At 60.1% G+C, this 18,906-nt stretch carries 11 protein-coding genes; 6 read left to right on the plus strand and 5 right to left on the minus strand.

Going from position 1 to position 18,906, the window contains the following annotated elements:
* The first annotated feature begins 32 nt into the window (after nt 1-32).
* On the plus strand, nt 33-1,007 hold the full coding sequence (locus FHU41_RS12250) for an ABC transporter permease subunit (RefSeq protein WP_179389920.1): 975 nt from the start codon (nt 33-35) through the stop codon (nt 1,005-1,007).
* Complete coding sequence (locus FHU41_RS12255; RefSeq protein ID WP_179389921.1) at nt 1,000-1,839, plus strand: ABC transporter permease subunit; 840 nt, start codon at nt 1,000-1,002, stop codon at nt 1,837-1,839. Before FHU41_RS12250 ends, FHU41_RS12255 begins: the two co-directional genes overlap by 8 nt.
* Before the next feature lie 15 nt (nt 1,840-1,854).
* On the opposite strand, the gene FHU41_RS12260 is transcribed toward FHU41_RS12255, so the two are convergent.
* Nucleotides 1,855-2,568 (minus strand): DsbA family protein, encoded by a 714-nt coding sequence (locus FHU41_RS12260; protein WP_179390443.1) that lies wholly within the window; start codon nt 2,566-2,568, stop codon nt 1,855-1,857.
* Between the two features lie 349 nt (nt 2,569-2,917).
* Here FHU41_RS12260 and FHU41_RS12265 point away from each other — a divergent pair, with 349 nt between their 5' ends.
* The 3 genes from FHU41_RS12265 to FHU41_RS12275 all read left to right on the plus strand — a co-directional run bounded on the left by FHU41_RS12265 (nt 2,918) and on the right by FHU41_RS12275 (nt 10,326).
* Entirely contained in the window at nt 2,918-3,421 is a 504-nt protein-coding gene (locus FHU41_RS12265; RefSeq protein ID WP_179389922.1) for a hypothetical protein, read from the plus strand.
* A 108-nt stretch (nt 3,422-3,529) separates the two neighbouring features.
* On the plus strand, nt 3,530-9,802 hold the full coding sequence (locus tag FHU41_RS12270) for a DUF6531 domain-containing protein (protein WP_179389923.1): 6,273 nt from the start codon (nt 3,530-3,532) through the stop codon (nt 9,800-9,802).
* Nucleotides 9,799-10,326 (plus strand): hypothetical protein, encoded by a 528-nt coding sequence (locus tag FHU41_RS12275; protein WP_179389924.1) that lies wholly within the window; start codon nt 9,799-9,801, stop codon nt 10,324-10,326. Before FHU41_RS12270 ends, FHU41_RS12275 begins: the two co-directional genes overlap by 4 nt.
* A gap of 118 nt (nt 10,327-10,444) precedes the next feature.
* Here FHU41_RS12275 and FHU41_RS12280 read toward each other — a convergent pair whose 3' ends face one another.
* The 3 genes from FHU41_RS12280 to aceA all read right to left on the minus strand — a co-directional run bounded on the left by FHU41_RS12280 (nt 10,445) and on the right by aceA (nt 15,244).
* Complete coding sequence (locus FHU41_RS12280; RefSeq protein WP_218847214.1) at nt 10,445-12,073, minus strand: CocE/NonD family hydrolase; 1,629 nt, start codon at nt 12,071-12,073, stop codon at nt 10,445-10,447.
* A gap of 215 nt (nt 12,074-12,288) precedes the next feature.
* Nucleotides 12,289-13,908: a malate synthase A gene (gene aceB / locus FHU41_RS12285; protein ID WP_179389925.1), complete on the minus strand. Its 1,620-nt coding sequence runs from the start codon at nt 13,906-13,908 to the stop codon at nt 12,289-12,291.
* A 31-nt stretch (nt 13,909-13,939) separates the two neighbouring features.
* Nucleotides 13,940-15,244 (minus strand): isocitrate lyase, encoded by a 1,305-nt coding sequence (gene aceA, locus FHU41_RS12290; RefSeq protein WP_179389926.1) that lies wholly within the window; start codon nt 15,242-15,244, stop codon nt 13,940-13,942.
* Nucleotides 15,245-15,363: 119 nt separating this feature from the next.
* Here aceA and FHU41_RS12295 point away from each other — a divergent pair, with 119 nt between their 5' ends.
* A complete protein-coding gene (locus tag FHU41_RS12295; RefSeq protein ID WP_425503306.1) occupies nt 15,364-16,878 on the plus strand; it encodes a helix-turn-helix domain-containing protein in 1,515 nt (504 codons plus the stop codon).
* A gap of 140 nt (nt 16,879-17,018) precedes the next feature.
* On the opposite strand, the gene FHU41_RS12300 is transcribed toward FHU41_RS12295, so the two are convergent.
* On the minus strand, nt 17,019-18,815 hold the full coding sequence (locus FHU41_RS12300) for a DUF7927 domain-containing protein (RefSeq protein WP_179389928.1): 1,797 nt from the start codon (nt 18,813-18,815) through the stop codon (nt 17,019-17,021).
* Nucleotides 18,816-18,906: the final 91 nt, after the last annotated feature.

An 18,906-nucleotide genomic window follows, 5' to 3' on the forward strand; every position in this document is an offset into this window, starting at 1 on the left:
TCCGCCCCACCGATTCAGGGAGAGTGTCCGTTGTGTCCGCATCCGAAACCGTGAAGCGTCCGGCAAAAGCCGCCCCACGAGGGCCAAAGCAGCAAGGCAAGAGGAAGCAGGTAGGCCGCTGGCTGCCCTATGCGCTCCTTGCCCCCGCCGTCCTTTTTGAACTGCTCATCCACGTTATCCCGATGATCTTCGGCATCTGGGTCAGCTTCTTCAAACTCACCAAGGTGTTCATCGCCAACTGGTCCAGTGCGCCTTTTATGGGCCTGGGAAATTACTCGATAGCGGTTGATTTCAATGGAGCTGTTGGCCAGGGCCTGCTGCAATCCTTCCTGGTGACCTGTGGCTTCACCGTGCTGGTGGTCGGGTTCTCCTGGTCCTTCGGAATGGCCGGGGCGGTGGCCCTGCAACGTAAGTTCTTTGGCCGGGGATTCTTACGCACCTTGTTCTTGATTCCTTATGCTCTGCCCACTTATGCGGCGATCATCACCTGGAAATTCATGTTCCAGAAGGACACCGGTGCGATCAATTACATCCTCTATGACATGCTGCATCTGCCGGGGGACAAGCCGTTCTGGCTGATTGGAGACAATGCCTTCGCCGCCGTCGTGGTGGTAGCGATCTGGAAAATGTGGCCTTTCGCTTTCCTGATGCTGATGGCCGGGTTGCAGTCCGTTCCTACCGAGGTTTACGAAGCATCTTCGGTCGATGGGGCCAAGCCCTTCCGGCAGTGGACCTCGATTACGCTGCCGATGCTGCGCCCGGTGAATATGGTGCTGCTGCTGGTGATGTTCCTCTGGGTTTTCAACGACTTCAACACCCCTTTCGTGCTGTTTGGCAATGCGCAGCCGCCGGCCGGAGATCTGATTTCCTTCCATATTTACAACGCCTCGTTCCTGACCTGGAACTTCGGTTCGGGCTCGGCGATGTCCGTGATGCTACTGCTCTTCTTGCTGCTGATTAGCGGCATCTACTTGTTGATTGTGAACCGGAGGTCCAAGCGTGCATGAAACCAAGGGAAGCAAAGTCTTCCGGATCACAGTGCTCATTGTGCTGGGCATCTTCGTGGCGGTGCCGGTCTACGTAATGATCATCTCCGCACTGAAGCCCCTAGGAGATGTGCAGGGCGATTTCTCCTGGTGGCCCAGCACGCTGACCATCCAGCCCTTCATCGATATCTGGCAGACCGTTCCGCTGGCCAGCTACTTCCTGAACTCGCTGATCGTGGCGGGCTCGGCTACCGCGGTAAGCCTACTGATCGCCATTTTCGCCGCCTATGCGATGAGTCGCTACCGATTCTTCGGCCGCACGCTCTTCTCCACTACGGTGCTTTCCACTCAGATGTTCCCCGGTGTGCTTTTCCTGCTGCCGCTGTTCTTGATCTTCGTGAACATTAACTCAACGCTTGGTATTCAGCTGGTGGGTACCCGGCTTGGTCTGGTCATCACCTATCTGACCTTCTCGCTGCCGTTCTCGATCTGGATGCTGGCAGGTTACTTCGATGGCATTCCGCGTGAACTCGACGAGGCAGCCAAGGTGGATGGGGCGGGACCGATGGGTGCGCTTTGGCGAGTGGTGATTCCAGCGGCCCGGCCGGGCCTGATCGCGGTGGCGATCTACTCCTTTATGACCTCTTGGGGAGAGGTGCTCTTTGCCTCGGTGATGACCACCGATGAGAACCGCACCCTCGCCGTCGGGCTCCAGCTCTATTCGACCCAGACCAATGTGTACTGGAATCAGATCATGGCGGCCTCACTTGTGGTGAGCATCCCCGTGGTGGTTGGGTTCCTCTTCTTGCAGAAGAACTTCGTGGCCGGACTTACCGCCGGGGCGGTGAAATAGTTTCGGTGAATAGGTCTAGATCGCGCAGCCGTCCGGGCCGCAGGCTTCGCCCTTCTCAGTGGTCATGATCAGCGGGTGACTTTCGGCCCAGGCCTCGTTGAGGGTCTGGCTGAAAACCTCGGAGCCCTGCGCGCCGGAGATGCCGTATTTACGGTCGATCACAAAGAAGGGCACGCCCTGAATGCCCAGGGCGTGTGCCTCGGCGATGTCTTGATCCACGGCTTCTTCGAAGTCGCGCTCGGCCAGTGCCTCGCGGGCTTTCTCGGCGTTTAGGCCAAGTTCGACGGCGATGCTGACCAGGGTGTCCAGGTCACCAATGTCTCCGCCCTCTTCGAAATGCAGTTTGAGCAGCCGTTCCTTGGCGGCATCCTGCAGGCCGAGCTGCCCGTCAAGATCTTGCTGGGCCGCGAAGTGGATCAGTTCATGGCCCAGGTGGCTATTGGCCACGGTCAGGGTGTCGAAGTCGTAGTTCAGTCCCTCGCCTGCGGCCTGCGTCTTCACGTGCTCGAACATCTGCGCCACACTTGCGGCGGGCATGCCCTTGCGCTTGCTCAGATAGTCCAGCTCGGTGCCGTCGTAGTGCTCCGGGATGGTGGGATCGAGTTGGAAGCTCTTCCACTCGAGCTGCACTTCGTCGCGGTGGGCGAAAGCGGAGAGCGCCGATTCGAAACGGCGCTTGCCAATGTAGCACCAGGGACAGGCAATATCTGACCAGATCTCAATCTTCACGTTCTCGGCAACGCCGTGGTGTCCGGAACAATTCCCTCGTGATTCTTTGCTTGGCCTAGCCGCCCAGGTCGCCAGCGTGCAGAGCATCGGCGTATCCGCTCCATTGGAAGTTTTGTTGGAAGTGATTGGAAGTTTCTCTGGGGCTATTGCTCCATTGCTTGCGGCTGAATAGTGTTCGAGCTACTTGAAGCGTCCCTGCCAGTCGCACTGGTTGTGTTACGTGAGGACTTCTTTTACGGCTTAGTTCTTGTGGTTTAGGTCACAGGATCGTTACGATAAGGCCAGTTTGTTGCTTTATCGATTTTATTTACTTCATTTTTGCTGAGCTTCATGTTCCGTTGGGGGTGCTGTGCGAGCGAAGGAAACGTTACTGGGCATCTTTGTGGTGCTGGCGATCACGGTGCTAACTGCTTGTTCCTCGATGGGTGGCGGTTCTGCTGTTACGTCGTTGCCTCGCGGGACTATTGTTCCGGTCGCGGCGAGTGATCAACCGATCGTGGTGGATCGGGCTGGCGTGAAAAAGGTCTTGGCTGGTGTTCGTTCCGGTCTTGCTCGCAAACCTCTTGCTGATTCGGCTTGTTTGGATACTTTGGCGGCTGGGCTGGCTGGACCGTTCGATCAGGGCGCGGTGCCTACTACCGTTCCCTCTTCGTGTGGGTCGGTGCAGTGGGGTTGGGTTGCTGGTTCTGATCCGAGCGGTGTTGGGCAGGCTAAAGCGGCTTATGGGAGCACGCAGACTGGTTCTTCTCCCTTACTAGGCAAGGATGCTGGTCATCTTGGCTTTGCTTTAGGCCCGCATCGCGAGGACGGCATCATCACTGGGTACGTCCTGGTGTGGGTTATCTCCCCATGAGCGGGGTTTGGCGGTAAGTAAGCGCCATCGTCGGTGATGGTTGGCTTTTGCGAGTTTTGTACTTTCTGTTTTGTCCGTGTTGTTGATGCTGTGCGGTAGGAGTCACTGATGGTTGCTTGGGTATCGCGGTCATTCTCGCGTCGTTTCCGGATGATGCTGGGCGTGCTGGTCGGGCTCGGCTTGATCGTGGGCATGGTTGGCCCGGTATCGACTGCCCATGCGGCGCCTGCGCCCACTGGCAAGGTGGTGTTGGATCCGGATGACAATTACAGCTTCGCGATCTGGGGCGGAACGACGTATAAGGAACTACCGATCACTTATGCGATCAGTCAGACCGTGAAGACCAAGCTGGAAGCATTGTGTGACACTTCCGTAGTTATCACCCGTGATGCCTCCCAAGACACGGTCCCTCGTGCGCAGCGTGCTGCAATGATGTCTGGCGCGGACGTATCGATGACAATTTCTTTGAACGACCTCACTGGTACGCCGTGGGGTACTTCCGTTGATGGGGGCGCGCAGGGTTGGTCGACTTCCTATAGCAATAACACCGCGTTGGCGCAGAAGTCATTGGACGAATGGACTAGGTTTACCGGTCGAACCAATGCTGGTGGACCGAATCAGGGCGCCACGAATGGCACGGCTCTGCCTTATCCAGAGTTTGCGGCACTTTCCAGTACGTATGCACAGACGTTCTTCGGGTTCATGGACCATAATTTCGATGCCCCCTCGATTGGTGTGGTTTCTGGTGTTCATTCACCGGTGGTGAACGCGGTGGTGACCGCTATCGGACGCCAGTTGCAGGCGCAGGGAATTACTTGCGGTAATACCGGTACGGGGCAAGCTTCTTTCCCCGCCCCGCCAACGGCTGCCCAGCTTGCAGCATTGTTCTCCCTGGGGTTCGGGAATTGGATGCGGTATGGGGCGGACCCGGTCAACTTTGCCACGGGTAACTTCTTGCAGAGCGCTAAGCTGTTCACTGTTTCGGGTCCGGGCGGTAGTTCTACCCCGATCGAACTCACCTACAATTCACTCGATAACAGGTCCTCCCGTTTCGGTCATGGTTGGTCTGCCGGATTGGATAGTCGAAGCCAAACGTATACGGACAAGTCTGTCCTGATCACCGGTACGGATGGTTCAGCAACGGCCTATAGTGCCAATTTGGACGGCTCTTACCAGGCGCCGGCGGGCGTCTTCAACACCCTCACCCGAACAAGTGCGGATACTTTGGTTTTGACGGGGCCGGACGGGTCCAAGCAGACCTTTACCGAGGATTCCCACACCGGTGCGGGTGTGCTGACCGCTCGGACTGACCGGGCCGGTCACCGGTGGGTTTATGACTACGCCACCACTACGGTCACGGTCCCTGGAACAACTAACCCTTGGCCGGTAGCCCCGGACGGTTCCAGCGGTGGGAGTGGTGCAGCCTCAACTAGTTACACCTCCCTCGGCGCGCTGACCTCGATCACCGATCCAGGCGGGCAGAAGATCGCCTTCTCTAACGACGCCAAGGGCAGGGTCACCAAGGTTACCCGACCTGACGGTGCGGACTGGACGCTGTCTTACGATGCGGCCGGGAACCTGGTCAGCGTCAGTGATCCGCTGAGCCACGCTACCGCTTACAGTTACGACACTGTTGGGAGGATGGTCACGGTAACCGCACCGGACGGCGTCGTTTATGTTCACAATACTTTTGACGGACAAGGCCGTGTCATCGCCCAGTCCAACGGAGACGGCAAAACCTCTACCATCACCTATAACGCCGATGGAACGACTACCTATACGGACACTACCGGGGCCAAGACCACCTTCACCACGGACACCCAAGGCCGGGTAGTAAAGGTCACCACCCCACTCGGACACACCATCAGCACCGGCTACCAAAACTGGTCGACGTCTACCAAGAAGGACGCGAACGGCAACCTCACGTCGTATCAGTACGACTCCCAGGGGCGGGCTGTGCAGGTTTCATCGCCGGACGGGACCTCCACGAAGGTTGCCTACACTTCCGACGGTGACGTGTCATCGCAGACCGCTGCAGACGGTGGTGTGACCACCTACATGGTGGATGGGAAGGGCCGCGTGACGGGTGTGACTGAGCCCGACAATGCGACATGGGCCTCGACCTACGACGACGCGGGGAACCTTACGAGTCGGACAGATCCGAATGGTCACCTGACCAGCTACAGCTACGACGGACGTGGCAATCTGAGGAGCACCACGAACGCTGCGGGCGGCGTGACTACCCTTGCCTATGACGCTGCGAACCGGCTGACCTCGGTGACGGACGCTGCGGGCGGCGTTTCGACGTTCGGATATGACGCGGTTGGCAATCTCACCTCTCGGACGAACCCAGACGGCAAGACAAGCAGCTACGCGTACAACGCGACCGATAAGGTCACCGCGGTCACCGACGCGAATGGCGGCAAGACGAGTTACACGTATAACGCTGGGCTCCAGGTCGAGACGGTCACCGATCCTGCGGGTGGGCGTACAAAGTACGGGTACGACTCCGAGTACCGGCGCACCTCGGTGACGAACCCGGACGGCGCCGTGACCAAGTACGAATACAACGGGGAGGGTCTGCTCACGAAGGTCACTGACCCGAACGGGGGCGTCACCTCGAAGGAGTACGACGCCAACCAGAACGTTACGAAAGTCACCGACGCCATCGGTGCTGTCACCACGTTCGGCTATGACACGATGAACCGGCCAATCACTGTCACGGACGCGAAAGGCGGTAAGACCAGCTACGCCTACGATGCTGCGGGCCGGGTCACGAAGGTGACTGATGCAAACAAGGCAGCCACGTCCTACGCTTACGATAAGGCCGGTCGTGTTGTGAAGGTCACCGACCCGACCGGGGCAGTGACCGCCTACGCCTACGATAAGGCGGGGAATGTGGTCGGCAGCACCGATCCTAACGGGCATACCACGACCGTTGGTTACGACAAGCTCAACCAGGCTGTTGCCGTCACCGCGCCCGCAGGTGGTGTGACCTCGTACCAGTACGACCCGGCGGGGCGGGTGACGAAGAAAACAGACGGTGCCGGTCGGACGCAGTCGTTTGCCTACGACCCGGCCGGACAGTTGACTTCGGCGACGGACGGAGAGGGTGCGAGCACCCGGTACGCGTACGACGGGGTGGGAAACATCACCGGAGTCACCGACCCGCGTGGTGGCACCATCACGCTTTCGTACACGCCGACGAACCTGCTGGGGGCGCAGTCGAACCAGAATGGCGAGACCACCGGGTACAGGTACACCGCTGCCGGGATTCTGTCCGCAGTCACGAATCCTTTGGGCGTGACGACGGCGTATGGGCACGACAAGAACGGGAACCTGACTCAGGTCGTCGAGAACTCGCAGGCAGGCAGCGGCTCCACCGTGGACGCGAACGTCACGACGAACTATGCCTATGATCCGGCGAACCGACTCGCGAAGGTCACGGATGCGAAGGGCGGGACCACGGCGTACGCGTATGACCCGCTGGGCGCGCTGACAAAGAGCACCAACCAGCTCGGTAACGTCACTAGCTATAGCTACGACGCCGTTAGCCAGACCACAGCGGTCACCGACGGTAACGGAAAAACCACGTCATACGGTCGCGATGGCGACGGCCGCATCACCACCGTCAGTCCTCAGGGTGTGAGCTCGGCAACGTACACCTATGACGCGGCGGGGCAGCTTACCGCCATGGTTGATCCAACCGGCAAGACGGCATGGGCCTATACCCCAGACGGGCTTGTGGCGTCCGAGACGACGAAGGCAGGCACGGCAGGCGCGGAAGCAGTGTCGTTCAGCTACGATCTCGGCGGGGCACGCACCGGTCTGACCTACCCGGACGGCAGCAAGGTCGCCTACACCCTCGATAAGGCAGGTCGAGTCACCAGCATCGCTGACCAGACCGGGACTAGCGCCTACGCCTACAACCCCTCCGGTTTGCTGACGACCGCCACCCACTCTAACGGCACTAAGAGCAGCTACGGATACGACGCCGTCGGCCGTGTTTCTGACATCCAACACACCGGGACCACGGTGACAACCAATAAGACCACGGCGAGCACGCAGGCACCCGCAGATCCAACGCCGAATGCCACGGCGACCCCAGGCGCCACGGTCGCACCCAGCCCGACTACGCCCACACTCACGCCGTCGACCCCGACGGCACAGGTGCCGACGCCGTCGCCGTCGCCGACCGCAACGTCCTCCTCGACATCGAGCAGCAACGGCAACGGTGCTGGCAACGGTTGCGGCAATGGTGGAGTAACGCCAGGCTGCCCGGCAACGACACCCACTGCCACGCCGTCGCCCACTCAGAGTCCTACCCCGTCGAGTACGCCAACCCCGAGCGCACCCTCGGTGACGACCGGGCCCGGTTGCGGCAACGGGGGTGTGACGCCGGGCTGCCCGATGGCAGCGCTGACGGCGGCTGACGGCCTACCGATGCACCTGGCTTACACCTACGATAAGGCCGGAAACACGACGCAGTTGGTGCAGGAATCAGCGACGAAGACGCTGACTACAGGCTACAGTTACGATCCGCTCGGACGCCTGACCGCCTCTACCCGCACCGACGGCGCCAAAGCGACGTATTCCTACGACGCGAACGGTAACCAGACAAGCGGGACGGAGACGGATCGTCTCACCGGGCAGCTGGTGAAAGTCTCGGCTACGTTCAACCCGGCTAATCAGCTGGTGAAGCGGACGACCTCCCCGGTTGCCGGGCTGAGCCTAGATGGTCCGGCCGAGACCGTGGTGAGTAACACCTTCGATTCCGCCGGGAACCTCACCGTCCAGACGACCTCTAGCACCCGCGGAGTCCAGGGAAACAGCAGCCACACCGACACCACCACGGTGACAACAAAGAACACCTACGATTACACGAATCACCTGCTCACGCAGATACGTGATGACGGGCAGAACACGGCCTACACCTACGACGGGCTGGGCCGCACAGCGACGCAGTCCCTGCCAACAGGTCAGGCCGTGTCTGACAAAACGAACAAGAAGAACGGTACCGGCGCAGGACCCCACAACACGGGGTGCGGCATCGGTGGGACCACACCGGGCTGCCCCGGCACCGGAGACCTGACAATGTTCGGCGGTGCCACCACCCGCGTGTTCTACGACGGAGTGACACCGATCAGTTGGAGCGGCGATAGCCTGTCAAGCAACCTCGTCTACGGACCGCTTGGACCCGAGCACCAAATCACCACGAAAACAACGGGCGTGAACACGTCGTGGTTGTACCTAGACCGGCAAGGCACCGTGCGTGTCACTGCTGGCTCGGACGGGGTCACAACGAGCGCGTCTTCGTATACCGACTTCGGCGTGCTAGAACCAGGTGCCGGAACCTTATACGCCGGTGCGGGTACCGAGGCGGCGCCGGGCCAAGAAGACAAAGCTACGGCCGTGCATTTACCGGTAGCGACGACCCAGACCCCGGTTGGTTACACGGCCGAGCAAACTAACCCCGCCGCCGGGCTACAGCACTACCTGGCCCGCGACTACCAACCCGGCACCGCGGCCTGGATTCAAGCCGATACCTGGGGTGGGGTTCTAGCGCGTCCGGGCACGTTGAATAAGTACACCTACGTGCTCGACAACCCGACCACCCTTATCGACCGCGGCGGTAACGAACCCGCCTATGTTGGCTGTAACACGCTGCAATGTCGCAACTATATGTACAACCCAGTGACACCGGCCCCGTCCGCGCACACCGTGAACAGCAGCCAAGTCGACTGGCAACCCGCACCCCCACAACCCTCACCTGGCAACACCGTGAACAGCAGTCGCCTCGATTGGCAACCCGGATACGCAGGCCCACCCGCCCAACCAACCCCGCCGGCTCAACAAGAAAACCCCAGCAGCAATAGCGGCCACTACGTGGCGAGCCCGGTCTGTGGATACGCCCACATTCCTTGCAGCCACCCGGAAGTCTGTCCGACCAGTGACACTAGCGGCGACTGCGAACAACTTCGTGTAGTTCGTGGCCTCATGCTCCAAGCGGTGGACAAGCTGCTCATGGGACTTTTACCGATTCGTACGGGTGCCGCGGGCGAAGCCGGTGCCGCAGACGGTGTCGCGGGCATTACCCCGCAGGTCATTCGGATAGGGGGTCTGAAGCTCCCTGGTGTACCTAAGGGCATCGTCGGCACAGTCACGGACAGTGGTAAGGGCCTCACGTACGCGATTCCGAAGGGCACTCCTGAGCTCGATCCGCGGGTTACCCAGATTCGGATCATGGGGCCAACCTCTGGTACCTATGCGTATCCAAACGGCTATGCTGTCTACATGAACAGCGAGAGCCAGACCGTCAATCCGTTGACCGGCCAGGTGATAGCGCCGTCAGATCCTTACGCACACATCGGTCTGCCATGATCACTATCGAGGACTTACTCCTACCCGATCCGGGGTTGCGCTGGTACGGGGCGCAGCCCGAGATGAATCCACTCACTGAGGACGATGCGTTACAAGAAGCACAAATACTCGATGTGCGTTTCGACGCGCTGCGATCGACAGTAGGAGTGTTGTTCGAGCTGAGGACTGCCTTGCAGTTGAGGCAAGCCAATACCGGTGTGTTGATCGCTCGAGGCGTTCGGGAGATATCGTGGTCGACGGGAGGGCAGTCGCCGCGTCCCCGGTTTGCATGGGTAGTTGCTGGTTCCACGATTGGCATCGCAGATCGGCTGTTCGATCTTCGACTCTCAGGGCTGCATCCAGGCGCCCAACTTGTCTTGGTTGCCGAGAGCGCGGCGTTCTTTACTGGTGACGTGCCGGGCCTGGACCGGATCCCTGATTACGGCGAGGATGACGAGGCCACGGTTCGTTCCAACCTGGCCCAATGGAACTCGGAGTTCGAGCCGAAACAGGCAGTTTTCCTCGATGCTGCGCCAGTGACCTGACTGACCGTCGACTTACTCTGCTAATGATCGGACGGAGCATGGACACGGTGAAAGCGGCTGTCAGAGATGCCACACGGCGGCAATGCCACAACGGATGGGACAATTCTCGTCAGCAGACTTAGGGCTTCCAGATCGGCAAGGTGATCGTGGTCGGATGGTCGGTGCCGGAAAGGATCTCGATTCGGTTTGGGATCCCGGAGCTGGCGGTGGCGAGAGCTTCCGCTGTGCCCAGGTTCCGGTCGTAGCGAGGCCAGGCACCGGCGGAGATCTGCAGGCGTAACCGATGCCCGGCCTGGAAGCGATAGCCGGTTGGATCAAGCTGCACCGTGACCTCGCGGACTTCGGCGGCTTCTGCGGGGTCGGTGAGCCGCAGGACGCCGTCACAGACGTTCCAGGAAACGCCCTGAGGATCGACGTCGCAGAGCCGAACGAAAACATCCAGCTTCGGGTGAGTTGAGCGCAGGAATATGGTGGCTTGTAGTTCCCCGATCACGTCGAGGTGCTGCTCAAGCGGTTCGCCGCTGTAAACCAGCACATCGGGCCTGGATTCGCGGGCCGCGTTATCGCGTTGCTTCGATTCGCCCATCAGCAGCGGACCACCAATATTTGGCGTTGGGTCATCGGGGGAGTAGTCGAAGGACTCTGCAGAGGATTCGGCAGCTTTGGCAGCGAGTTTGCCCCTACCAGTGGTGAAGAATTCCACCGGGTTCGACGGCGGCGGCCACTGATCGAAGTCGAGCCACTGGCCGGAGTGCTGGAGGGCAATCCTGACCGGGGCTCGCTGCAATGGTGCCGGATCGCCGTCGAACGTCGCCTTGAGGAAACCAATTTGGTCACTCAGAATCACTTTTAGGCTGGCCGGCTCTCCGTGCCGCCAAGAGCCAATTGTGATCCGGCTGGGGTGGCCGGCGGCCCCCAAAGCCTTGAAATCCTCCAGCTGTGCCTTTAGAAACGGGTCGTACCAGCCGCTGACCATGGTGGTGGGCACGGTGAGCGTTGGCAGAGCTTCACTGTGATCGGCTCGACCTTTCCAGTAGCCATCGTCTTGGCCCGCGTGGGCCACCACGTCCTGTAGGAACTTCACCTCTTTGCCGATCGCGGCTTGATCGGCACGTCCGAGTGGTAAGCCGCGCATAGCAGCCTGCGTTCGACGGAGCTGCCAGGGTTTGGGGAGGGCCGCAAAGGGCTCCTCCTGGAGGCCGATGATGGCTGACCAGGACACCATGTCATCGGCGGCAAAGGTGCCGCCCGGATAGAAATTCGGAACAAAGTTTGAGGTGGTGACGGCAAGGCACATGGCTTCTAGCGGCGGTTCCAGATAGGGGCCGACCGCCCACTGGGTGTGCCCAACATAGCTGCCGCCAGCCATCGCCAAGCGGCCGTCGCACCAGGGTTGTTGGCGGATCCATTCGGCAGTGGCCACGCCGTCTTCGCGTTCGGTCTGAAAGGGGCGGAACTCACCCTGCGAGCCAAAGCTGCCCCTGGTGCTCTGCACCACAACCTGCAAGCCTTGACCAGCCATCAGGTTGGCATGTATACGTCCTAGAACACCGCCGCGGCCGTAGGGGGTTCTCATCAAAACCACCGGACCGCTGGCATCGGGGTCGCCGTGGGGCAGGTACCGATCGGCGAGTAGCTCGGTGCCGTCGAGCATCGGAATGGGAAAGTCTTTGATAATGCTGAGGGCTCTATTCGGCCGCTCCGAAAGTCCGAGGAGCTTGCTCAGGAGTGTGGTGAGCATAGGCATAGTGCGTCCTCCGCTGTGGGGTTCGGGCGGCAATGCCCAATGCACTGATTCTAGAGCCAATCCAGCACACCGTAAAAGTGCTTCTATTAAAAATAGCGATGAGTTCGTGACTAAGGGGTGCCCCGTGGTTACGGGGCACCCCTTAGTTTCGTGGCTGGCTCATGGATCCGGATTTCGGACCTCCTGAGGCGTAACTACGAGTCAGCCAAGCTTATTCAGGCCGCGCTCGCGGCCAATTGTGGCGCTCCGGATTCGTGCAAGAAGCGCGCATAGGCAGGAACCGTCAGGAAGGTGGGGAAGGCCTCACCCAGTGCTACCTCTTCGAAGATCTCTCGCGCATCGTCAAAGCGATCCCCGTCGAAGCGCTCGAGCCGCTCAAACTCCTGTTGGGCCATTTCGCGCACCCAGTCCTCGGTGATGATTTCACCCTGGTCGGTGATCGCCTCCGCGTAGATCCACTGCCAGATCTGTGACCGAGAGATCTCCGCGGTGGCCGCATCTTCCATCAGATTATGAATGGCAGCCGCACCATTGCCGCGCAGCCAGGATTCGATATAGCGAATGCCGATTTCGATATTCGTCCGCACCCCGGCCTCGGTGATCGACCCCTCGGTGGCAGCGATGTCCAGCAACGCCTTATCGTCGGGGATGACGTCCTCCCGCAGCCTACTCAGCTGGTTTGGGCGCTCGCCCAGGACGCCGTCGAACACCTCCATCGCCACCGGAACCAGATCCGGGTGCGCAACCCAGGAGCCGTCAAAGCCGTCGTTCGCTTCCCGGGTCTTATCCGCCCGAACCTTGGTCAGCGCGATCTCATTGGCTTCCGGGTCACGGCGATTTGGAATGAAGGCGGCCATCCCGCCGATGGCCATTGCCCCGCGACGGTGGCAGGCTCGGACCAGTTGCTCGGTATAAGCCCGCATGAACGGCGCGGTCATGGTGATCTGGTTTCGATCCGGCAGCACAAAGCGCGGGCCACGGGTACGAAAGTTCTTGATCACCGAGAACAGGTAGTCCCAGCGACCGGCATTCAAACCGGAAGCGTGATCGCGCAGCTCATAGAGGATCTCCTCCATCTCAAAGGCAGCGGTAATCGTTTCAATCAGCACAGTGGCCCGGATGGTGCCCTGCGGGATGCCCAGCAGATCCTGAGCCAGGATAAAGATATCGTTCCACAGCCGGGCTTCCAGATGGTTTTCGATCTTCGGCAGGTAGAAGTACGGCCCACGTCCCTGATTGATCAGCCGCTGGGCGTTGTGGAAGAAGTACAGTCCGAAATCGACAATGCCTCCGGCGATAGGCTGATTATTCACCAGCAGATGCTTCTCCGGCAGATGCCAGCCTCGGGGACGGACCACGATGGTCGGAGTTTGCTCACCCAGCCGATACTCCTTACCCTCGGCTGAAACAAAGTCGATCCGGCGCTCCAGCGCATCAACCAGATTGAGCTGCCCCCCGATGACGTTCTGCCAACTCGGGGTGGAGGAGTCCTCCATATCGGCCAGCCAAACCTTGGCCCCGGAATTGAGCGCATTAATGGTCATCTTGCGATCCACTGGACCGGTAATTTCAACTCGGCGATCCTCCAGACCCGGCGCCGGCGGGGCAACGCGCCAATTCGGGTCTTCGCGGATTTCTGAGGTTTCCCGCAGGAATCGCGGATCCACCCCATTGCCAATCTGTGTTCGCCGTTCTTGCCGAGCTTGTAATAGCTCCTGGCGGCGACCGGCGGCGATCTGGTGCAGAGCGCCGAGGAACCTCAGTGCCTCCGGGGTCAAAATCTCGTCTTGGCGCTCAATGGGTGGGGCGGTAATGGTGATGTCTTGGGAAGTCATGATCTTTATCCTTCTGAACAATGGATAACCGTTAGTGGAATTGCTGAGCTTCTGTGGAGCCAGCCAAAGCGAGTGTGCTGCCGCTCGGATTGAGCGCAGTGGCGACCAGGTCGAAGTAGCCGGTGCCCACCTCGCGCTGATGCTTGGTTGCGGTGTAGCCGCGATCCTCGGAGCTGAACTCCTTTTCCTGCAGTTCGACATAGGCGCTCATCCCGTTCCGGGCGTAACCATGGGCCAGGTCGAACATCGAGTAGTTCAGCGCATGGAAGCCAGCCAGGGTGATGAACTGGAACTTGAAGCCCATGGCACCGAGTTCACGCTGGAACTTGGCAATCGTGTCGTCGTCCAAATGTTTTTTCCAATTGAACGAGGGTGAGCAGTTATAGGCCAACATCTGGTCCGGGAATTCACTACGCACCGCTTCGGAGAATTTCTTCGCCAACTCCAGATCGGGGGTGCCGGTCTCCATCCAGATCAGGTCGGCGTAGGGAGCATAGGCCTTGGCCCGGGCGATGCACGGTTCCAAGCCATTGCGAACCTTATAGAAACCTTCTGCGGTGCGCTCTCCAGTCAAGAAAGATTGGTCCCGCTCGTCAACATCGGAGGTGATCAAGGTTGCGGCTTCCGCATCCGTGCGGGCCACGATAACGGAAGGAACACCGGCGACGTCGGCCGCGAGCCGAGCCGCATTCAAGGTCCGGACGTGTTGCTGGCTGGGGATCAAGACCTTGCCACCGAGGTGGCCGCACTTCTTTTCCGAGGCGAGTTGGTCTTCCCAGTGCACGCCCGCAGCGCCCGCCTGAATCATCGACTTCATCAGCTCGTAGGCGTTCAGCGGACCGCCGAATCCGGCCTCGGCATCGGCGACGATCGGCACCAGCCAGTCCTCGACGGATTGCTTGCCTTCGGAGAACTCGATCTGATCCGCGCGGAGTAAGGCGTTATTGATTCGACGGACCACGGTGGGCACCGAGTTGACCGGGTAGAGCGACTGATCCGGATAGGTGTTTCCGGAAGTGTTCGCATCGGCGGCCACCTGCCAGCCGGAAAGGTAGATGGCTTTGAGCCCGGCCTTGACCTGCTGCACGGCCTGGTTTCCGGTGAGCGCGCCGAGGGCATTGGTGTAACCCTCGGTGCCGGCGCTGCGTAGTTGATCCCACAGTTTCTCTGCACCGCGGCGGGCCAGGGTGGCCTCTTCTTGAACGCGACCGGCCAGCTTTACGACGTCGGTCGCTGAGTAATCTCGACGCACGCCTTCCCAGCGGGGGTTGGCGGCCCATTCCAGCTCCAGCGCCTCCGCTGACGTTTGCTGATTAGTACGTGGCTGCTCTGACATGTCCCGCTCCTTGGTTGTACTCCAGTGGGGAAGACCGGAGTGAACTTCTGCTGCGCTTCTTCGCATGACCAACTTTTCTCCGATTTTGAGCCGCTATCTAGAAAATTTCCTGGAAAGATTTGCATTTCTTCACTTATGATCAAGAAATGACAACTCAAGGCTGGCAGCGTCCAGTTTCCGGTGACCCAGTGGTTGCTCAGGGCAGCGAAATCGATGTGATCAGCCTGGGCAGGCGAGTGCGTCATCTGCGCAAAAGTGCCGGTCTGACTTTGGATGACCTGAGTGCTCGGGTCGACGCCGCGCCCTCACAGCTAAGCCTGATCGAGAATGGCAAACGCGAGCCCAAACTGAGCCTGCTGAACGCGCTGGCCAGGGTGCTTGGGGTGAGCATTGATCAACTGCTGGGAGCCGAGCCGCCGAGCCGTCGGGCTGCCTTGGAAATAGAGCTCGAACGCGCACAACGCGGTGCGCTCTACGAATCGCTCGGATTGCCGAAAGTCCGCGTCTCCTCAAGGCTTTCGATGGATGCCTTGGAGGCACTAGTGGGGTTACAAGCCGAACTGGAACGACGGCTCAATGAACAGGTGGCCACCCCGGAAGAGGCACGCCGGGCAAATACTGCGCTACGGCTACAAATGCGCGAACGAAATAACTATTTTGGCGAATACGAGAGCGAGGCTGCCAAGGTGCTCACCGGCGTCGGCTATTCCGGTGGGCCGCTCTCCCAACACGTGATTGCGGACATTGCGGATCATCTCGGGTTCACCCTGCACCATGTGAGTGATTTGCCGCATTCAACCCGATCCGTGACGGATCTGAAGAATCGTCGAATTTATCTGACCCAGTCCGGTCGGAGCGAGCATGACCCCCGTTCGGTGTTGCTACAAGCCTTGGGGCACTACGTTCTGGGTCATCAGCCACCCACCAATTACGGTGATTTCCTTTCCCAGCGGGTGGCTACAAACTATTTTGCCGCCGCGCTGCTACTGCCGGAGAAGCAGACTGTGGATTTCCTGCAGCAAGCCAAGGCCGAGAAACGGATCGCGGTGGAGGATATTCGGGACGCCTTCGCTGTGTCCTATGAAACCGCGGCTCATCGTTTCACCAATCTGGCCACCGAGCATCTGGGTATTCTGACTCATTTCCAGAAGGTGCACGAGAGCGGGATTGTCTATAAGGCTTACGAGAACGACGGCGTGACCTTTCCCACCGATCACACCGGAGCTATCGAAGGGCAGCCGATCTGTAAATACTGGACCTCGCGTGAGGTCTTCGAGGTGAGCGATAGGTTCAGTGCCTACAACCAATACACCGATACACCGGCGGGCACCTACTGGTGCACAGCCCGCACCGAACGCTCCAGTGGGGGAGAGTTCTCGCTCAGTATTGGGGTGCCCTATGCGCATGTGAAGTGGTTCCGGGGCAGGGACACCACGGCTCGCTCACGATCTCGCTGTCCGGACGAGAGTTGTTGTAAACGCCCACCGGCCGAGCTAGCGACTGCCTGGAGCGGGAACGCCTGGCCGAGCGCCAGGGCGCATTCCCATCTGCTCGCCGCGATGCCGCCAGGGGTGTTCCCTGGGGTGGACGAGACCGAGGTTTACCGCTTCCTGGCAGCACACGCAGGGGCCTGAAATCTTCGGAATCTTGGCTGAAATGCGGCCGGGGAGTTTCTTCCAGGGACCCCACCGTATCCGCTCGGCTTAAAGCTCGAGGGAGTGTCTATCCGGTCGTCCGAATAAACACTCCCTCGAGCTTTCTAATGTTGTGTCTTCTAGTGTTGTGCCTTCTTACGACGACGAGAAGCGAGGGCAAGTGCGGAACCGCCCACAAGCAGTGCCCCGCCGAGCAGAAGCGGCAATGAAGAGTTTGAACCGGTGTACGCCAGGCTCTCCTGCGGTGTTGCGATATCGCTTACCGCAGCCTCTGGCGACTGGGAGGCGGTCGCGGTCGTTGTTGCGGAGGGAACGGCCGCTTCGGTTGACGGTGACGGTGCTGCTGCCGTTACCTGGAGCGAGTGCTGTACTGTTTCGGCGCTTGCCTTGACGGTGGTTTGGCCCAGATCTGTGCCCGTGGCGGTTGCCGTGGCAATGAGTTTAGTACCGGCGACTGTCGTGGAGCCGGTGGTGACCTTGAAGCTGATTACCGCCGTCGCACCCGGTTTCGGCAGGGCGCCGGACCATTTCAGTGAGCTTCCGGTGAGGCTTGCACTGCCTGTGCTGGCGGTGATGGAATTCGAGACCAGCGTCGCGTTGTTGAGCACTTTGCTCAAGTCTGCGATCGCGCTTGCGGTACTGAGGGCGTCGTCCCCATTGTTCTTGACGGCCAGCGTGTAGCTGATTTCCTGGCCTGCCGCGACCGTGGTTCCCGTCGCCGGGTTGGCCGTAAGGGTCAGCCCGATGGCAGGCTTAGCGGCTACCAGGGTGGCTGTTCCCGCAGGGTCGAGCAAGATGATGCCGCCACGGAAAGCGGCCGCAGCGGTGGGGTCGGCCAGATGAGCTGCCACCGAGGAAGCCAAGCCCGCGGTGATGTACCTGGCATAGCCACCAAAGGGTGCTGCTGCGCTGCTGCTTGGCAACGGCGCCCGACTGACTGTGGAGAAGGTCTCCGAGACGCTGTAGTCCACCGAGCTGCTGGGATTCAGGATCGTCACACCGGTAGTGGGGGTACTGCCCGCTCCCAAGGTGCCATCAGCGCAATTGACCGTGTAGTCAACGCCGAGTGTCAGCACGGTACCCACCGTCGAGGAGGGCAGGGCGGCCGAATAGGTTCCGGCAGGAACCGACCGAACTACTACGGAGGCGCAATCCGGGGTGGCAGCGCCCAGGCCCGGGTTATCCGTCATAGCGGACAAGCCGATCCATTGCCCGCCGGGTGCGGTTGCATCTCCGGTAGCCAAGTAGGTGGCGCTGATGGCGGCTGCTTGCGATCCGCCATTATCGGCCTTTGGTGACGTCCAATCGCTATACATCATGGAGGTTGGTGCGATGTAAGGAGCTGCGGTCGGGTAGCCGTCGGCGATCGTGAAATTCTTGCTGCCGGAGATTACTGTTCCGCTGTAGGTTCCGCCGGCAATTTGCAGTGCGCCCGGCTTGAAGGAGGACTGGAACACGAAGTTTCCGGACAGATCAACCGAACCTGTCACGGCATTGCCCAAGGTGACCAGCACGGTTCGACCGCTGGCATCGGCAGGATCTAGGTTGAAGGTTCCAACGACGGTTCCGTTGGCCGTAGCGATCTGGCCGGTGGCCGCGATAGTCGCCCTGACATCCGAAGGAAGAAGGACGGAGAAAGTGTCCCCGGCTACCGGATTTTTGACGTCGAAAGTCACCTTGAGCCCGAGCTCCGGGAGGACGGCGTTGGGGGTCTTGACCGGGGTTGTGAAGTTGTCGATCGAGACTACGGATACGCCGGTGACAGGACTCTGCGCATTGAGATCAGCAGCCTCGGCTGGAACCGCGGCGAGACTCGCGAGCACCGCAACGGATAAGCACATCCCGGCGCCGACAAGCTGAGCGCGCTTGGGCAGTGAGACGGAGTGTCTCCCACCGGATAGAAAATTCTTACTCACGAAATGTGACCTTTCACAACGAATGGATTCAGCTCACGCCTCGGCGGAATTCATAATGCTTTCCAGGGATTCCTTTCGGAGCTCTCTAGAT

Origin of the sequence: Psychromicrobium silvestre (assembly GCF_013408295.1) — a bacterium.
GTDB classification, from domain to species: Bacteria; Actinomycetota; Actinomycetes; order Actinomycetales; family Micrococcaceae; genus Renibacterium; species Renibacterium silvestre.

Bases quoted from the DNA above. Each gene is read 5' to 3' on its own strand.
- FHU41_RS12270 (WP_179389923.1), top strand. From the start codon at position 3,530: ATGGTTGCTTGGGTATCGCGGTCATTCTCGCGTCGTTTCCGGATGATG.
- FHU41_RS12275 (WP_179389924.1), top strand. From the start codon at position 9,799: ATGATCACTATCGAGGACTTACTCCTACCCGATCCGGGGTTGCGCTGG.
- FHU41_RS12280 (WP_218847214.1), bottom strand. From the start codon at position 12,073: ATGCCTATGCTCACCACACTCCTGAGCAAGCTCCTCGGACTTTCGGAG.
- aceB (WP_179389925.1), bottom strand. From the start codon at position 13,908: ATGACTTCCCAAGACATCACCATTACCGCCCCACCCATTGAGCGCCAA.
- aceA (WP_179389926.1), bottom strand. From the start codon at position 15,244: ATGTCAGAGCAGCCACGTACTAATCAGCAAACGTCAGCGGAGGCGCTG.